The sequence below is a fragment of the Variovorax sp. P5_A3 genome (assembly GCF_056400665.1).
The window spans coordinates 22,717-35,943 of sequence record NZ_JBFUKW010000012.1; the positions used below are offsets into that span (position 1 = coordinate 22,717).

The window sequence follows — 13,227 nt, forward strand, 5'->3', positions numbered from 1 at the left end:
GCGGGCTATGCGAACCGGGAGAGCCAGACGAGCAACGCGACGCAGACCCCAATCGACACGCAGACGAAGAGCTGGAACGGAAGTGCGTTGGACAGCCCGGTGGCGACGAACACCACGCGCGCGCCGATCGAAGCGAGTATTCCGACGAATGCGCACAGCATCCAGGCGGGAAAGTAGGCTCCGAACAATGCGAACGACGGGGCACCCCGTTGGGTGCATCCGGTCAGCGCATAGGAGATCAGCGGTAGCAGGAGCGCATGTGCGTGGCCGGAGCGCTCGGGACGGCAAGCAGGGATCTTGTCAATGGACCCTTGGGGGATTGACGCAAGGGCCGTCGGGGCGGCGTGTGTATTCCTGGTCTTTCGGATCCTCATTCGCATGGACGCTCGCTCCTCGGAGCCACCATGCTACGTCATGGCGGTGACAGCGACGCCTGAACTTCATGGAATCGGTATCGAAGCCGTGATCAACACGAGCAGATTGATCACCACAGAGAAGGCCGCGAAATCCATGACCGACGCCCGCGCCGGCATCCTCAGGGCATGCCAGGGAAACACCTTCCGGATCCGGGTGTTCCCGCCCTCCTTGGCCGCGTAGTGCGCCGGGAGCTTGTGCGAGCAACACTTGCAGGAACGCGCCGTCCCCATGTTGATGGTGTTGCACGCATAGCAGATCTCGACGGAGGCGCCTCCCATTTGCAGCCTGGCCAGATCGATCAGACTTCCAAATGCCACTGACGTCGACGTCCCCGTGGCTTCCGAAGAGGAGATGGTGACGGTGCTCATGGCGACTCTCCCCGGCGATCCGATGCGCCGTCCGTCGACGGCCATACGGCGCGACAAGGCCGTTGCACCTTGGCACGGCCAAAGCAGTGCTTCATTCGCTGTTCGGCCACTGCAAGTCGCGCAAAAAGCTTAAGGTCGCATTCCGAAGGCCCGGGGCCGGTGCCTTCGACGTCCTGCCGAAACGCATGGACGATGCGCTCCTGGACTGCCTCTCTCTCTCTCGCCGCGGCGATCCACGCCTTTCGCGCGCTCATCGCGTGCAGGGGCAGCGATCTTCGCGAAGGCCCGTGGCGGTATCGGGGGTCGATGCCCGAGCGCCTGGCTCCCTGGCTCGGCTTTTTGCGGTTAAAACGATTTGGCATGAGGCTCTCCGCAGACAGGTAGACGCATCTGAAGCTGAATGTGAAAAGTTCACATCCATAGTGCTCTTGTCCTATAGTGAACGCCAGCGATTTGTAAGACAGAAGCGCTTGTCTTCGTCCACTTGGTAACCGGCTGTCAACGTCGCGAGATCGCGATCAAGGTTCATGGCTAAGAAACACACGGGTCCCAAGAGCGTCAGGCATGGCCGGGAACCTCGCGTGCCGCACCAGCAAATGGCGCAGGCGCGAGAAGGACAGCTCGCGTGGGTGCTCGGCGCTTGCGCGCGCGTCCTGCGGCCACTCGTGAGGCTCGCCCTGGCCTTCGGCCTCAAGCACGCGCAGCTCGACGAACTGCTGCGCGACATCCTGCTCGATGAGGCGCGTCGCGCGTGGCTCGGGAAGGGCACCGAGCCCAACCTCAGTCAGTTGTCGGTGACGACGGGACTGAACCGCAAGGCCGTGACCAGCAGGATGCGTGAAGCCACGGCCTCATTGCCGCAAACCGAGATGTCGGCCGAGGCCAGGACCTTGACGCTGTGGCTGCAGATGATCGCGGACGATCCGGCTCACCAGTCCCTGCCGATCGTGTCTGGCGATGGGCCCGCCCCGTCGTTCGAGTCTGTTGCGCGGCGCGCGAGTCGCGGGAACGTGCACCATCGCGTCATTCTTGATGAACTGGTTCGCCTGAACATGGCGATCGAACGCGATGGCATGACCGAGCTCGCCGTGGCGGGCTTCGTGCCGGCCAGCGACCTGAAGGGAATGCTCTCCTTCCTGGGCGACAACGCGCGGGACCATCTGCTGGCGGGCGTCTCGAACACGGTCGGCACCAAGCCGCCGTTGCTCGAGCGGTCGGTATTCGCGAGCGGCATCTCGCTCGAGGCGTGCGAGCGCATCCACCGGCTCGCACGCGAGCGTTGGGGTGACCTTCACCATGAACTGGCAGGTGAAATGAGGCGTGCCTACGAGGCGGCGGACAAGCGAGATTCGGGGCGCATCCGGGTTGGCATCTACACGTACTACGAAGATGATGCCAAGGCCGAAGTGATCGCCCCGCCGCCCGCCCCTCGAAATCCCTCGGAGAGCAAGCAATGACGAACATCCCGCTGCGCATTGGCCTCCTGTCGCTGATGGTGGTCCTCCTGCTTTCGTGCGGTGGAGGAGGAGGTGGCGGTGCCGCCTTTGTGGGTGCATCGGCGCTGGGTGCTGGCGGATCGGCGCCCGCCGGCGACGCGAGCCCGACCGGGGCTGCCAACGGCATTGGCGGCATCGCCGCGGACGACGGAAGTTCGGCCACGGCATCGGGTGGCGACGACGGCTCCGGCGTCGGTTCAGGCGGCACCGGCGTCAGCACGGCCGATGCGACCGGCGTCGGCTCGGTGGACGGCGCCGGCAGCATCATCGTCAACGGCCTGCGCTACGACACGAAGACCGCCATCGGCAACGTCCAGGATGCTCCCAGCGGGCTCCAGCTGGGCATGAGCGTAAAGGTCATCGGCCCGGTCAACGCGGACTTCACCCAAGGCACCGCCCGCTCGGTCGAATCCGCCGCCGACCTGCGCGGCCCGTTGACTTCGGTCGACCTGGTGCAAGGCAGCTTCGTCATCCTCGGGACGACGGTGACGACCGACGAAGGCACCGTCTGGGCGGACGCGGCCGGCCTCGCAGCAATTCCGGCCGGACGCACCTTGCAGGTCTGGGGCTTGCCGGCCGCGCCCGGGGTGCTGCGCGCCACACGCGTGGAGCAACGAGATCCGTCCGCGCCCATTCTCACGGGCACTGTGCAGAACCTGGACGCCGTGCAGCGCACCTTCACGCTCGGCGGGCTCGTGGTCGACTACAGCCGTGCGGTCCTGAGCGGGAGCCCGGACGGCCGGCCGCTCGCGAACGGAACCATCGTGCGCGTTCGCGCGGACGCCGTGTCGGGTGGTCTTGCCGCGACGCTCGTGCAGTGGTGGTATCCGTTGCCGTCGACCGACGCCGCGACATGCCAGTTCGCGGGCATCGTGACGGACTTCGCCGGATTGAGTTCGCTGCGTGTGCTCGGCTTCCCCGTCGATGCGAGCGTCGCGAAGATCACCGGCGGTCCGGCGGCCTCGATCGGTAACGGCGTGAAGGTGGAGGTCGGAGGTGTCGTGTCCGGCGGCGTGCTCAGGGCGACCCAGCTCAAGATCCGGCATGTGCCGGGCACTGGCGGACCGGCGTCCTTCGACCTGATCGGCACCGTCGGCGCGTTCAGGTCGCCTTCGGACTTCCGCGTGAAGGGCCAGCCCGTGAACGCCGCTGGTCCGGACGTCCTGTTCGTCAACGGCACAGCGGCGAATCTGGGGAATGGCGTGAAGGTGAGCATCCACGGAACGCAGGTCGTCAGCGGAGTGCTGACGGCAGCGACGGTGACCTTCGAGTGATCCCTTGAACCGCGGTCAGTCCAGGAAGCGGACCCGGCCCGATTCGAGCTCGTAGACCGCGCCGATCAGCTTCATCCGGCCTTCCGTCCGGCGCGCCTGGACTTCCGGCGTATCGAAAAGCGCGCGGACCGTACGGCGCACGTTGGCCTCCACAGCCGCGTGGAGCAAGGCCTCGTGGGGCTGCGACGCATCCAGATCGTCGAGGGCCGGCACGATGTTGCCCAGCAGGATCTCGATCCGGCTCTTCTGGACGGCGCCATGAAACTTCGACGCGATCGCGGCGTCCACCGCGCCGCATCCCTCGTGGCCCATGACGACGAAAAGCGGCGTCATCAGTTGCGATCCCGCGTATTGCAGCGTGCCGAGGATCTCGGGACCGAGCACGTTACCCGCCACGCGAATGACGAAGAGTTCACCGAACGAGGCATCGAACACGAGCTCGGGCGGCACACGACTGTCGCTGCATCCCAGGATCGTGGTGTGGGGATGCTGGCCTTTCGCGAGTTCCGCGAGGACTTCCTTTTGCATGGTCGGGAACCGCGCGCGGCCATTGACGAAACGCTCATTGCCCTCCTTGAGGCGCTCGAGCGCCTCGATCGCGGTAAACGGGCGTGAACGACTGGCTGTCATGGTGCGGGCTCCCGAAGTTGCTTCCGAGATGCTACGCAATGCCGCGTCGGCCAGGTAGGTCGTCAACTCGGATTCATCGTTCCGGCGGTGATTCATGATCGACTTCGACCTGCGCCACGCCGTCCGGTCGCGAGATGCCAGCTTGCCTGGCGGAATCCGCCGGTCGCGCGTGTGGGGCAGTAGCAAGCATGGAATTAGGGTTTACCCTATAATTGAAGCTCCTTGAACAGGAGCCTTCCATGACCGCCTTGACCTCACTGGCCCTTCTCGTACTCGTTGTCGCCAATGGCGCCATGTACATGGGTGCCATGGAAGAACTCGTCGGCAACACCGCCTCGGGGCTTTCGCGCCGCTGAGCCGGCCACCTGTTCACCCAGTTGTCTCCTCCATCCCCGGATGGATTTGGCCGCGTGCAGCAATGCTCGCGGCCTTTTTCTTTGGTCGGCGCGTGCACCGCGTGAAGTGTGCCGCCATCCCCACGGGCCGCTCGTCGTCCGCGGGCGGGTCGCTATGCTCGGCCGCATGACTTCCAACACGCTGCCCGGGCCGTCGCGACACCTCCCGGACTCGCGCTATGCCGCACTGCGCCTGGTCGTGACGATCCTGCTCATGACGGTGGGCAGCAGTGGCATGTACGTGGTGTCGGTGGTCCTGCCGGCGGTGCAGGCCGACTTCGGCATTGCCCGCGCCGATGCCTCCTTGCCCTACACCCTGCTGATGATCGGTTTCGGCGCCGGCGGCGTGCTGATGGGGCGGCTGGCCGATCGCTTCGGTGTCATGTGGCCACTGCTGCTCGGTGCGCTGAGCCTCGGCCTGGGCTACATCGCGTGCAGCCTGGCGAACGGCATCGTCGCCTTCACGGCTGCGCAGGCGGTGCTGGTCGGGTTGTTCGGCAGCGCCGCGGCCTTCGCGCCACTGGTGGCTGATACCTCGCTGTGGTTCGTGCGACGCCGCGGCATCGCGGTCGCGCTATGCGCCAGCGGCAACTACGTGGCCGGCGCCGTGTGGCCGCCCATCGTGCAGCACTTCGTCGAGACGGTCGGCTGGCGTCAGACCTATTTCGGCATGGGCGTTTTCTGCGGTGTGACGATGGCGCTGCTGGCGCTTTTCATGCGCCCGCGGCCGCCTGCACTCTCCGCCGCGCAGGCCCTGGCGGCCAGCAACGCGACGGGCGCACTGCCGATGGCCGCTCTCCGGCCCTTCGGCCTCAGCCTGGGCGTGGCCCAGGGCCTGCTGTGCGTGGCGGGGACGGCCTGTTGCGTCGCCATGGCCATGCCGCAGGTGCACATCGTGGCCTACTGCGGCGACCTCGGCTACGGCGCCGCGCGCGGTGCGCAGATGCTGTCCATCATGCTGGGCTTCGGCATCGTCAGCCGGCTGGTCTCCGGTGTCATCTGCGACCGCATCGGCGGGCTGCGTACGCTGCTGCTGGGGTCGGCGTTGCAGGGCCTGGCGCTGCTGCTGTTCCTGCCTTTCGACGGGCTGGTTTCGCTGTACGTGGTGTCGGCGCTTTTCGGGCTGTTCCAGGGCGGCATCGTGCCGTCCTACGCCATCATCGTGCGCGAGCATTTCCCGCCGGCCGAAGCCGGTGCGCGCGTCGGCACGGTGCTGATGTGCACGTTGTTCGGCATGGCGCTCGGCGGCTGGATGTCGGGCAAGGTCTTCGACCTCACGGGGAGCTACCACGCGGCCTTCGTCAACGGCATCGCCTGGAACCTGCTGAACCTGGCGATTGCCGCGACACTGCTGTTTCGCACGGTGCGGCGACGCCGGCTGGCCCTTCAGGTCTGATCGTCCCTCGGTCCGGAGGCTATCGGGCGATGTTGTCCGACGTGCCACCGGTCGCGCTGGGCGCGATGATGCGTGCCTGTGATCGCGTATTCGTTCGCGATGATCGGCATCATGGCGATATGGTGGAACAGATGCTCATCCAACCCGAAGCAGTCGCGACTCTCAGGCGCCGTATCGCCCGGGAAGGCTGGGCCATGGCGGGTGTCGGCACGAGGAATGCAGCCGCGACCTACGTGTACACGGTCGGACTTCAGAAGAGTTTCGCGCACCCGGACCTGATCATGTTCGGCATCGCGCCGGAGCGGGCAAGGAGCGTCCTCGACGTCATCGCGCAGCGCGTGAAGTCAGGCGAACCGGCCCACGAAGGCGTCATGATTCTCGGCGCGGCGCAACTTCCCTTGATGCCCCGCACGGCCGATTCCGTGCGCATCGAACTGCTGGTCCCGCCGCAACTCGCGCGCGGACGTTTCGACTACGTTCAGATCGTCTGGCCCGATGCCAAGGAGCGGTTCCCGTGGGAGGCCGGCTTCGACAGGCGAAGGCTTCGGTCGCAGTCGTTTCTCTTCGATATCGGCGAATCCGAAGCCTGAACCCGGTCCAGGCCCGGACGAACTCTCTCAGTCCTTGATGTAGGAACGCAGTGAAGATTTCAGTAGCTCCCTAGCGTAGCCGTTCCAGGCAGATGCTACCTTTCAGTGGTTTGGCGCAGGCAAGATTTCAGTTTCCTACGACTACCCCACTCGGGCTCCGTCTAACCTCTAGCGAGGGTCGGGTCAACGGGAGCGCGCCGTTTGAGGCCGGTTCGATGTCCGCTTCAGACTATCTGCTGTTCTTCAAATTTGGCTGATTACTTTGGAACTTGACCTCGCCTTCATCGTTCTATGAGTTCAGCATGGGTGGCAACGGACGAACAGCGCGACATCGTGCGAGAGGGCAGCTTCCACAAGCCGCGAATCGGAGCTTTGGGCCCAACACAGACAGTCTTTCGAAGGGGGCCCTGAACGACCGCTACGACCAAAAGGAGCCGTTCGCGCGATGGTCGAATCCTCCTTGCCGCTGAACAGGTTGCCGGCGATCGTCTTGAAGCTGCTCTTCCATTCGTCGTAGGGCAAAGCAATCAGGTCGGCGTTGTCGCTAAAGTAGATGAATTCGCGGCGCGGCGCGGCGCGGCGCTTCGGTGACCTTGCCCTCGAAGAACGCTTGAAGTTGTAGCCGTCGAGATGGTTCATGAAGGTCTTCGCGCCCTTTAGCACTGCCGCCGACTTCAGGTCAGGCGATAGCAGCACACCGCATTCCTGCCTAGGACGCTCTCGACATCGGCTGAGGCAAGATCGAAGCCGGCCAAAAGCGAAAGTGACGCCGCGTGCCAACGCCCATAGCCGCCGGCTAGATTCACGACTGGCCAATCGCTGCCCCACATGAGGCGATCGCTGCCGAATCGACGCAGAAGGTGCGCAATCCAGGGTCGCAAGGTATCCGCGTTCCACCCCTCGGCGGCCTCGGTGACTAAACCGGATAACTTGCAGAAGATCTGTGAGCACTCGGCGAGGCGTGCGATCCCATCGGCCCAAGGTTCGAACCGCCTCCGTGAGATCTCGGGCTTGGCGCCGTGATCAAGCGCCATGCGCAGGTCAGGATAGCGTCGAGCCAGTGTGATCGTGGCGTCGAGTTGATGCGGCTTGATCAGTAGATCCAGCACGAGGCCCGCATCAGCCATCGAGTTCAGGGCGGGCTCCAGCGCCCTGTTGAGGATCCACTCCTGGTCAGGGAGATCCTGGAGCATCGGGCGTAGCCCCTTTAGAAGCGGTTCTCGCGCGAGTTCGCGGATGCGCTCAGTAGCATCCGGGGCGGCGAAGTCGGTCCAGCCAACCACCCCACGCACGCGGCTGTGAGGGGCTGAAGCCAGCGCAAGGAGTCGATGGGTCTCGGCTTCAGTAGGAGCTGCCTGGACCAGGACGCTGCCATCGATTCCCGCAGCGTCGAGGAGCGGGTTCAGGTCGGATGGACCGAAGTCGCGATAGATTGGACGCAACTCCGGCGTGTCTTGGAGCCAGCCGTAGTCGTTGTGCGCAAGCGACCAGAAGTGCTGGTGTGCGTCAATTCGCACGACATGAGCTTCGTTCGCAGTAGTCTGTGAAGGGATCATTGCGGCTTCAGATCGAGGAGCCCCTCATCGACAAGCCCTTGCCAGAGCGCGGGCGGTATCGGCGCGGCTGCATGCGCGACTGCCTGCGCAATCTCAGCCGGACTACGAGCTCCCACGACCACAGTTGCCGCGGCTGGACATGCCATCGCGAACTGCAGCGCGGCAGCAGGCAGTGTTACTGAGAACGTGGCGCAGACTTCGCTGATGCGTTCCACGCGACGGAGCAATGACTCCGAGGCTGGCCGATAGTCGAAACGAGCTCCCGCAGCGGGGCCACCGGCCAGGATGCCGGAATTGAATACACCGGCCAAGATCAGACGCACGTTCTTCGACAAACAAAGCGGTACCAGTTCGTGCGCGCTGGAGGTGTCCAAGAGCGAGTAGCGGCCCGCAAGCATCATGCAGTCGAAGTCGCCGACGTGGATGGCATCGCGACATGCCTCCCATTCGTTAACGCCAAGACCAATCGCACGCAGAACTCCCTCACCACGTAGTCGTTCCAACGCCCGGTAGGCGCCGTCCATGGCCTCGCGGAATCGCACCGGCTGGTCGCCGCCGTGTGTGTGGCGGTCGATGTCGTGGATGTAGGCGATGTCGATTCGATCAAGACCCAGGCGCTGCATGCTTTGCTCCAGCGAGCGCAGAGTCCCTTCGAAGCTGTAGTCGAAACGCGGAGAATTGGGCAGCCCTTGGACATAGCCGTCGCGTTCTCGCGGCGCTGCGGGGTCGGCCTGCAGCAGCCGCCCGACCTTGGTCGACAGCACAAAGTCATCCCGTGCGTGCTGCTGGAGGAACCGGCCAATTCGCTGTTCGCTCAAGCCATGGCCATAAAGCGGCGCAGTATCGAAATAGCGCACGCCGAGCCTCCAGGCCTCTGAGAGGGTTGCTTCGGACTGCGCTTCATCGAGCGGCGCGTAGAGGTTGCCAATGGGAGCACCACCGAGCCCAAACCAGAATCCCGCCTGCAGCTTGTCGAGCACCGGCCGGCTCACGGTGTGGGCACCTTGGGACGGACCACCCCTTTGCGCAGGAGCACGTTGCCATAGAGGCGCGTTTCGCCCGTCTGCACGATCGCATAGGCGGCGCGCGTCCGTTCGTAGAAGGCTTGCCGCTGCAACGCCGCAGCGCCCACGGTGCGGCCTTCAGCACGGCGCACCGCGCCGAGGAAGTCGTGCACGATCTCGGGCACCCTGTCCGGTTCATCTACAACTGCCATCGTGGTCAGCGGTGCTTCGACGAAATCATCCAGGGGTAGCAGGGTAAGAACAGCCTGAAGCACGGGCAGTGCCGCAGAGGCGTCCATGCGCACCAACCGGCGCGCGCAGCTGGCAGCCGGGAAATTGGCGTCGACGATAGCGATTTCGTCGCCATGTCCCATCGACGCCAGCGCATGCAGAAGCTCAGGGCCGAGCAGAGGGTCGAGCATCTTCAGCATGGTGCGGATCGCTCCTGGTCACGGTTGCCTTCGGAATACCCAGTGTATGCGCCCGGAGGCAACCAAGCACCATCAGTGCTGCCTCTCTCCAGCCCGCGATGAAAGATCAGATCAGGCTTCGAATGCTGCCGCCGTCGACGCCCCAGACCGACGAGGTCACGTACGACGCGAGATCAGACGCCAAGAATACGATGACGTTGGCCACTTCTTCCGGCGTGCCCAGACGCCTGAGTGGGAGCTGGCGAAGCGACAACTCGTGCTCCACTGCCTCTTTGGGAGGCATCTTGTGGAACTCTGCCATCGTGTCCGCGAAACCACCTTTTTCGGTCCAGAAGGGGGTCCAGATCGGGCCTGGTGCGACGGCGTTGACACGGATGTTGTTGGTCGCCTCGGAACGGGCAAGGCCCTTCGTCAAGGCCAGAACAGCCGCCTTCGACGCCGAATAGTCGATCGGTACTGGCTCGGGTTGGCGGGCCAGGTCCGACGCGTTGTTGATGACTACACCACCGCCCTGCGCACGCATGATCGGCAAGATCTTGCGGCATGCCCGTACATAGCTCATGAAGTTCAGCTGCAGCGTCAGATCCCACTCCGCGTCGCTCAGCTGGTCGAAGGTGCGGATCTTCCCCGCCCCGACGTTGTTGAGCAGGACATCGATCCGTCCCCCGTATCCCTGCACGATGCTGCTGATGCCACCGGCCACACCGGGCTCGGTGGAAAGGTCCGCAACTGCGTACTCGGCTCGAACGCCCAGCTCCATTGCCTCAGACGCCAGCGTCGAGAGACTGGCACCGTCGAGGTCGATCAAACCCAAATCGGCGCCTTCTCGGGCAAACGCCAATGCAGTGGCGCGGCCGATGCCTTTGGCAGCACCAGTGATGAGCACCACCTTCTTCTTCAGTCCAGTGTCCATGATCGTCCTAAGGTTGGGTTCTTAGGTGGCGCGACGGCTGATTGGGCTCGTTCAGTCGTTTTGGAACTGGGCCATCGTGGTCTCGAAGGCCTTGCGCGCCATTTCCTCGAGGGGCAGCTTGCGATACACCTGGGACAGGATCTCGACGCCGTAGTAGTCGTCGTAGCCGACGGCTTGGACTTCCTCGATGAATTCTTTCGGCTTGAAGCACCCTTCACCGCACAGCAGGCGGTGGTAGATGGTGTCTTCCCACAGCGACCCCTGGACCTCTTCAAGCGCGTCGTCGAGCTCAACAGCCTTAAGGAACTGCAGCGGAATCTTTGCGATTTCGCTGTAGGGCATCTTGCCGCGCTGGATGTGCCAGTTGTCGACCAGAATGCCGCCGTTGGGCTGATTCGCGCCTTGGATGATCGCGAGGGCGGTATCGATCGTGGCCACGTTGCTGAACGGCATGATCTCCATCACGATGGTCACGTCGTATTTTGCGGCGTCTTGGCACAGGCCCGCGAAGGCTTCGCGCATGACCGGGATGTTGGCCGGGGTGTAGTCGTGCAGGCCAGGGGCGATCTTGATTTTGCGCGCGCCGATCGCTTGCGCAGTCTCTAGCATCTCGACGCGCTGCAGGTCGGACGCCTTGCGCTTTTCGCCGTCCAGGTACCAGTCGACCAAAAACTCAATCTCCCGATGTTTGATGCCGTTGTCGTCGAGAATCTGCTTGGCCGTCTTCAGGCCGATCTTCTCTGCCTGAACCATCAGGTCAGCATGCGAGAAGCCGAGGCCCTTCCAGCCTGCCTTGGCCGAGACCTCGGCTCGCTGTTGCAGCGAAAAAGGACTGATCTCGGTCGGGCCGAACGGGTAGACGTCGCCGGCGAGCGTGAAGTACGAGGCCAGCAGTTCAATGGGTTTCTTGGTCATGAAAGTTCCTGATGAATGTTGAAGGATGCGCGCAGGACGCTACGCGGCAATTGCGGGGGTAGTTGGACGTTTGCCAGTCCAGGCGTCCTCTAGAAGGTCCATCATTGGCGCGCGCTCGATGGGCCGAGGGTTCCAGTACGGGTTTTTGAGTGCAATGTCGCAGGCCCGCTCAAGCGCGGACTCGGCCATGCCGATGTCGCGCAGCGCGGTTGGCGCGCCAAGGTCAGATGCCAGATCGAAAATGCCATCCGCGGCGTCAGTCGTGCCCAGGGCCCGCGCGATCCGAGCCATGGCTTCAGGCGCTGCTGAGCTGTTGTAGGCAAGTGCATGCGCCAAGATGATCGTGTGGGTTTCGGCGTGCGGCAGGTTGAAGCTGCCGCCCAGCGTGTGGCAAAGCTTGTGATGAAGCGACATGCCGACGTGCCCGAGCACGGTACCGCACAACCACGCACCGTAGAGGCAGTCGCTGCGGGCTGTCAGGTCGGCCGAGTTGCGTACGATCCCGCGCAGGCCGTGCGCCAAGGCTCGAATGCCTTCCTCGGCCATAAGCGACATGACGGGATTGCCGTCGCGCGCATACAGGCCTTCGGCAGCGTGAGCGATCGCATTGATGCCGCTAACTACCGACATGCCCACCGGCAGGCCGATAGAGAGCGCTGGGTCATAGATGACGGTACGGGGCAAGACCCTTAGGTCTCGGCCAGTTTTCTTCTCGCCCGCTTCTGTGATGCCATAGATTGGCGTCATCTCGGAGCCGGCGTAAGTGGTCGGCACGGCGATGATGGGAAGAGAAGATTCAAGCGCAATCGCCTTTCCGAGCCCGACAGTCGAACCGCCCCCGATGGCAACTGCGCAATCCGCACCCACCTTGCGCGCATGCTCGCGTGCCTCACGCGCCGATTCGATAGGAACGTGCATCTGTGCGCCTGAATACACGCCTGCACTCAGATCACCCAGCAGCATGGACGCGGCCTCGGCTTGGTCGACTTGCTGAGGTGTGCACAGGACCAGGGCTCGGCGGGCGCCGAGTTGCGCGACCTCACTGGCCAAGCGCTGGAAGCTGCCTCGAGCGAACACCACACGTGAGGGCTGCGCGGTGAAGACAAAGTCTCGGTCAGTGGAGGTCATTGCGTTGTTCCGATGCGCGTTTGCGACTGCGGGTAGTCCACCTGGTGTCGGGCAATGCGCATGTCACCGAGCTCGTTCTTCACACGCAGGTGCTCCGGATGGGTTGCGTACGCCTCCAGCGCCTCCTGGGTTTCGAACTCCGTGTAGAGGACGACGTCGCAGGCGTAGGAGACGCCGCTCGTGTCGAGCCCGACCTCGATGCGCTGCAACCCGGGAATGCGGCCCTTGAGGCCTTCAAAGCACTCCTTCAGGAAGAGCGCCGCATTGCGCCTTTCCGCCGGCGTGTCCCCACGAACGTTCCACATCACGATGTGCTTGATGGTTTGGTCGGTCATTGCGGTGCGAAGCCTGCTCTTTGGGGCCAGAGATTGATGAAGGCGTGGATTTGGACGGACGCGTATAGGCCGGCACAGTAGAACGGCTCTTCCTTCAGCCAGGCTGTCGCCGCAGCTCGGTTGGGAAAGTCAATCGCGAGGAAGCTGCCGTGCATGTCCTTACCCTCGTCATCGACCAGTGGTCCGGCGAACGCGATGCGTTCGGCTTGGAGGCCGAGGTACGCTTTGTGTTCAGGGCGGACCTTCGCGCGCAGCTCGGCGGCGTGCGGTCGATCCAGCATGACGAAGGTGTAGATCACAGGTCCCCGTATCGTTAAAGGTGATTCGCAGAGCGATCCATCGATCGCCGTTCGAAGTGATCTTAGATTTGCTGTGGCCG

At 63.8% G+C, this 13,227-nt stretch carries 16 protein-coding genes; 4 read left to right on the forward strand and 12 right to left on the reverse strand.

Features of this window, described 5'->3' with window-relative positions:
* Positions 1 to 5 precede the first annotated feature (5 nt).
* Both AC1D3B_RS19280 and AC1D3B_RS19285 read right to left on the reverse strand, forming a co-directional pair.
* Positions 6 to 380 (reverse strand): YtcA family lipoprotein, encoded by a 375-nt coding sequence (locus AC1D3B_RS19280; RefSeq protein WP_478192268.1) that lies wholly within the window; start codon positions 378 to 380, stop codon positions 6 to 8.
* Between the two features lie 60 nt (positions 381 to 440).
* Positions 441 to 785 carry a hypothetical protein gene (locus tag AC1D3B_RS19285; RefSeq protein WP_478192269.1) on the reverse strand — a complete coding sequence of 115 codons (345 nt, stop codon included), beginning with the start codon at positions 783 to 785 and terminating at the stop codon, positions 441 to 443.
* Positions 786 to 1,366: 581 nt separating this feature from the next.
* Between AC1D3B_RS19285 and AC1D3B_RS19290 the strand changes: the two genes are divergently transcribed.
* Both AC1D3B_RS19290 and AC1D3B_RS19295 read left to right on the forward strand, forming a co-directional pair.
* Positions 1,367 to 2,242: a DUF6502 family protein gene (locus tag AC1D3B_RS19290; protein ID WP_478192270.1), complete on the forward strand. Its 876-nt coding sequence runs from the start codon at positions 1,367 to 1,369 to the stop codon at positions 2,240 to 2,242.
* Positions 2,239 to 3,555 (forward strand): DUF5666 domain-containing protein, encoded by a 1,317-nt coding sequence (locus AC1D3B_RS19295; RefSeq protein ID WP_478192271.1) that lies wholly within the window; start codon positions 2,239 to 2,241, stop codon positions 3,553 to 3,555. The genes AC1D3B_RS19290 and AC1D3B_RS19295 overlap by 4 nt, the downstream gene beginning before the upstream one ends.
* Positions 3,556 to 3,570: 15 nt before the next feature.
* On the opposite strand, the gene AC1D3B_RS19300 is transcribed toward AC1D3B_RS19295, so the two are convergent.
* Complete coding sequence (locus AC1D3B_RS19300) at positions 3,571 to 4,281, reverse strand: carbonic anhydrase (RefSeq protein WP_478192272.1); 711 nt, start codon at positions 4,279 to 4,281, stop codon at positions 3,571 to 3,573.
* 426 nt (positions 4,282 to 4,707) lie between these two features.
* Between AC1D3B_RS19300 and AC1D3B_RS19305 the strand changes: the two genes are divergently transcribed.
* Complete coding sequence (locus tag AC1D3B_RS19305; protein ID WP_478192273.1) at positions 4,708 to 5,976, forward strand: MFS transporter; 1,269 nt, start codon at positions 4,708 to 4,710, stop codon at positions 5,974 to 5,976.
* 29 nt (positions 5,977 to 6,005) lie between these two features.
* On the forward strand, positions 6,006 to 6,566 hold the full coding sequence (locus AC1D3B_RS19310) for a DUF4262 domain-containing protein (RefSeq protein ID WP_478192274.1): 561 nt from the start codon (positions 6,006 to 6,008) through the stop codon (positions 6,564 to 6,566).
* Positions 6,567 to 6,863: 297 nt separating this feature from the next.
* Here the strand turns inward: AC1D3B_RS19310 and AC1D3B_RS19315 are convergent, their stop codons facing one another.
* The 9 genes from AC1D3B_RS19315 to AC1D3B_RS19355 all read right to left on the reverse strand — a co-directional run bounded on the left by AC1D3B_RS19315 (position 6,864) and on the right by AC1D3B_RS19355 (position 13,147).
* Positions 6,864 to 7,205 (reverse strand): hypothetical protein, encoded by a 342-nt coding sequence (locus AC1D3B_RS19315; protein WP_478192275.1) that lies wholly within the window; start codon positions 7,203 to 7,205, stop codon positions 6,864 to 6,866.
* A gap of 35 nt (positions 7,206 to 7,240) precedes the next feature.
* Positions 7,241 to 8,122: an amidohydrolase family protein gene (locus AC1D3B_RS19320; RefSeq protein ID WP_478192276.1), complete on the reverse strand. Its 882-nt coding sequence runs from the start codon at positions 8,120 to 8,122 to the stop codon at positions 7,241 to 7,243.
* Positions 8,119 to 9,114, reverse strand: a complete 996-nt coding sequence (locus AC1D3B_RS19325; protein WP_478192277.1) for an aldo/keto reductase — start codon at positions 9,112 to 9,114, stop codon at positions 8,119 to 8,121. Before AC1D3B_RS19325 ends, AC1D3B_RS19320 begins: the two co-directional genes overlap by 4 nt.
* Positions 9,111 to 9,557 carry an RbsD/FucU family protein gene (locus tag AC1D3B_RS19330; protein ID WP_478192278.1) on the reverse strand — a complete coding sequence of 149 codons (447 nt, stop codon included), beginning with the start codon at positions 9,555 to 9,557 and terminating at the stop codon, positions 9,111 to 9,113. The genes AC1D3B_RS19325 and AC1D3B_RS19330 overlap by 4 nt, the downstream gene beginning before the upstream one ends.
* A 106-nt stretch (positions 9,558 to 9,663) precedes the next feature.
* On the reverse strand, positions 9,664 to 10,470 hold the full coding sequence (locus tag AC1D3B_RS19335; RefSeq protein ID WP_478192279.1) for an SDR family NAD(P)-dependent oxidoreductase: 807 nt from the start codon (positions 10,468 to 10,470) through the stop codon (positions 9,664 to 9,666).
* 51 nt (positions 10,471 to 10,521) lie between these two features.
* On the reverse strand, positions 10,522 to 11,385 hold the full coding sequence (locus AC1D3B_RS19340) for a sugar phosphate isomerase/epimerase family protein (RefSeq protein ID WP_478192280.1): 864 nt from the start codon (positions 11,383 to 11,385) through the stop codon (positions 10,522 to 10,524).
* Positions 11,386 to 11,424: 39 nt separating this feature from the next.
* On the reverse strand, positions 11,425 to 12,513 hold the full coding sequence (locus AC1D3B_RS19345) for a maleylacetate reductase (RefSeq protein ID WP_478192281.1): 1,089 nt from the start codon (positions 12,511 to 12,513) through the stop codon (positions 11,425 to 11,427).
* A complete protein-coding gene (locus AC1D3B_RS19350; protein WP_478192282.1) occupies positions 12,510 to 12,848 on the reverse strand; it encodes a Dabb family protein in 339 nt (112 codons plus the stop codon). The genes AC1D3B_RS19345 and AC1D3B_RS19350 overlap by 4 nt, the downstream gene beginning before the upstream one ends.
* Positions 12,845 to 13,147, reverse strand: coding sequence for a YciI family protein (locus AC1D3B_RS19355; RefSeq protein ID WP_478192283.1), 303 nt, complete (start codon positions 13,145 to 13,147; stop codon positions 12,845 to 12,847). The genes AC1D3B_RS19350 and AC1D3B_RS19355 overlap by 4 nt, the downstream gene beginning before the upstream one ends.
* Positions 13,148 to 13,227 lie beyond the last annotated feature (80 nt).

Excerpts from the sequence above, each read along its gene's own strand:
- AC1D3B_RS19280 (WP_478192268.1), bottom strand. The coding sequence starts at position 380 with ATGCGAATGAGGATCCGAAAGACCAGGAATACACACGCCGCCCCGACG.
- AC1D3B_RS19285 (WP_478192269.1), bottom strand. The coding sequence starts at position 785 with ATGAGCACCGTCACCATCTCCTCTTCGGAAGCCACGGGGACGTCGACG.
- AC1D3B_RS19295 (WP_478192271.1), top strand. The coding sequence starts at position 2,239 with ATGACGAACATCCCGCTGCGCATTGGCCTCCTGTCGCTGATGGTGGTC.
- AC1D3B_RS19300 (WP_478192272.1), bottom strand. The coding sequence starts at position 4,281 with ATGAATCACCGCCGGAACGATGAATCCGAGTTGACGACCTACCTGGCC.
- AC1D3B_RS19305 (WP_478192273.1), top strand. The coding sequence starts at position 4,708 with ATGACTTCCAACACGCTGCCCGGGCCGTCGCGACACCTCCCGGACTCG.
- AC1D3B_RS19310 (WP_478192274.1), top strand. The coding sequence starts at position 6,006 with ATGTTGTCCGACGTGCCACCGGTCGCGCTGGGCGCGATGATGCGTGCC.
- AC1D3B_RS19315 (WP_478192275.1), bottom strand. The coding sequence starts at position 7,205 with ATGAACCATCTCGACGGCTACAACTTCAAGCGTTCTTCGAGGGCAAGG.
- AC1D3B_RS19320 (WP_478192276.1), bottom strand. The coding sequence starts at position 8,122 with ATGATCCCTTCACAGACTACTGCGAACGAAGCTCATGTCGTGCGAATT.
- AC1D3B_RS19330 (WP_478192278.1), bottom strand. The coding sequence starts at position 9,557 with ATGCTGAAGATGCTCGACCCTCTGCTCGGCCCTGAGCTTCTGCATGCG.
- AC1D3B_RS19335 (WP_478192279.1), bottom strand. The coding sequence starts at position 10,470 with ATGGACACTGGACTGAAGAAGAAGGTGGTGCTCATCACTGGTGCTGCC.
- AC1D3B_RS19340 (WP_478192280.1), bottom strand. The coding sequence starts at position 11,385 with ATGACCAAGAAACCCATTGAACTGCTGGCCTCGTACTTCACGCTCGCC.
- AC1D3B_RS19345 (WP_478192281.1), bottom strand. The coding sequence starts at position 12,513 with ATGACCTCCACTGACCGAGACTTTGTCTTCACCGCGCAGCCCTCACGT.
- AC1D3B_RS19350 (WP_478192282.1), bottom strand. The coding sequence starts at position 12,848 with ATGACCGACCAAACCATCAAGCACATCGTGATGTGGAACGTTCGTGGG.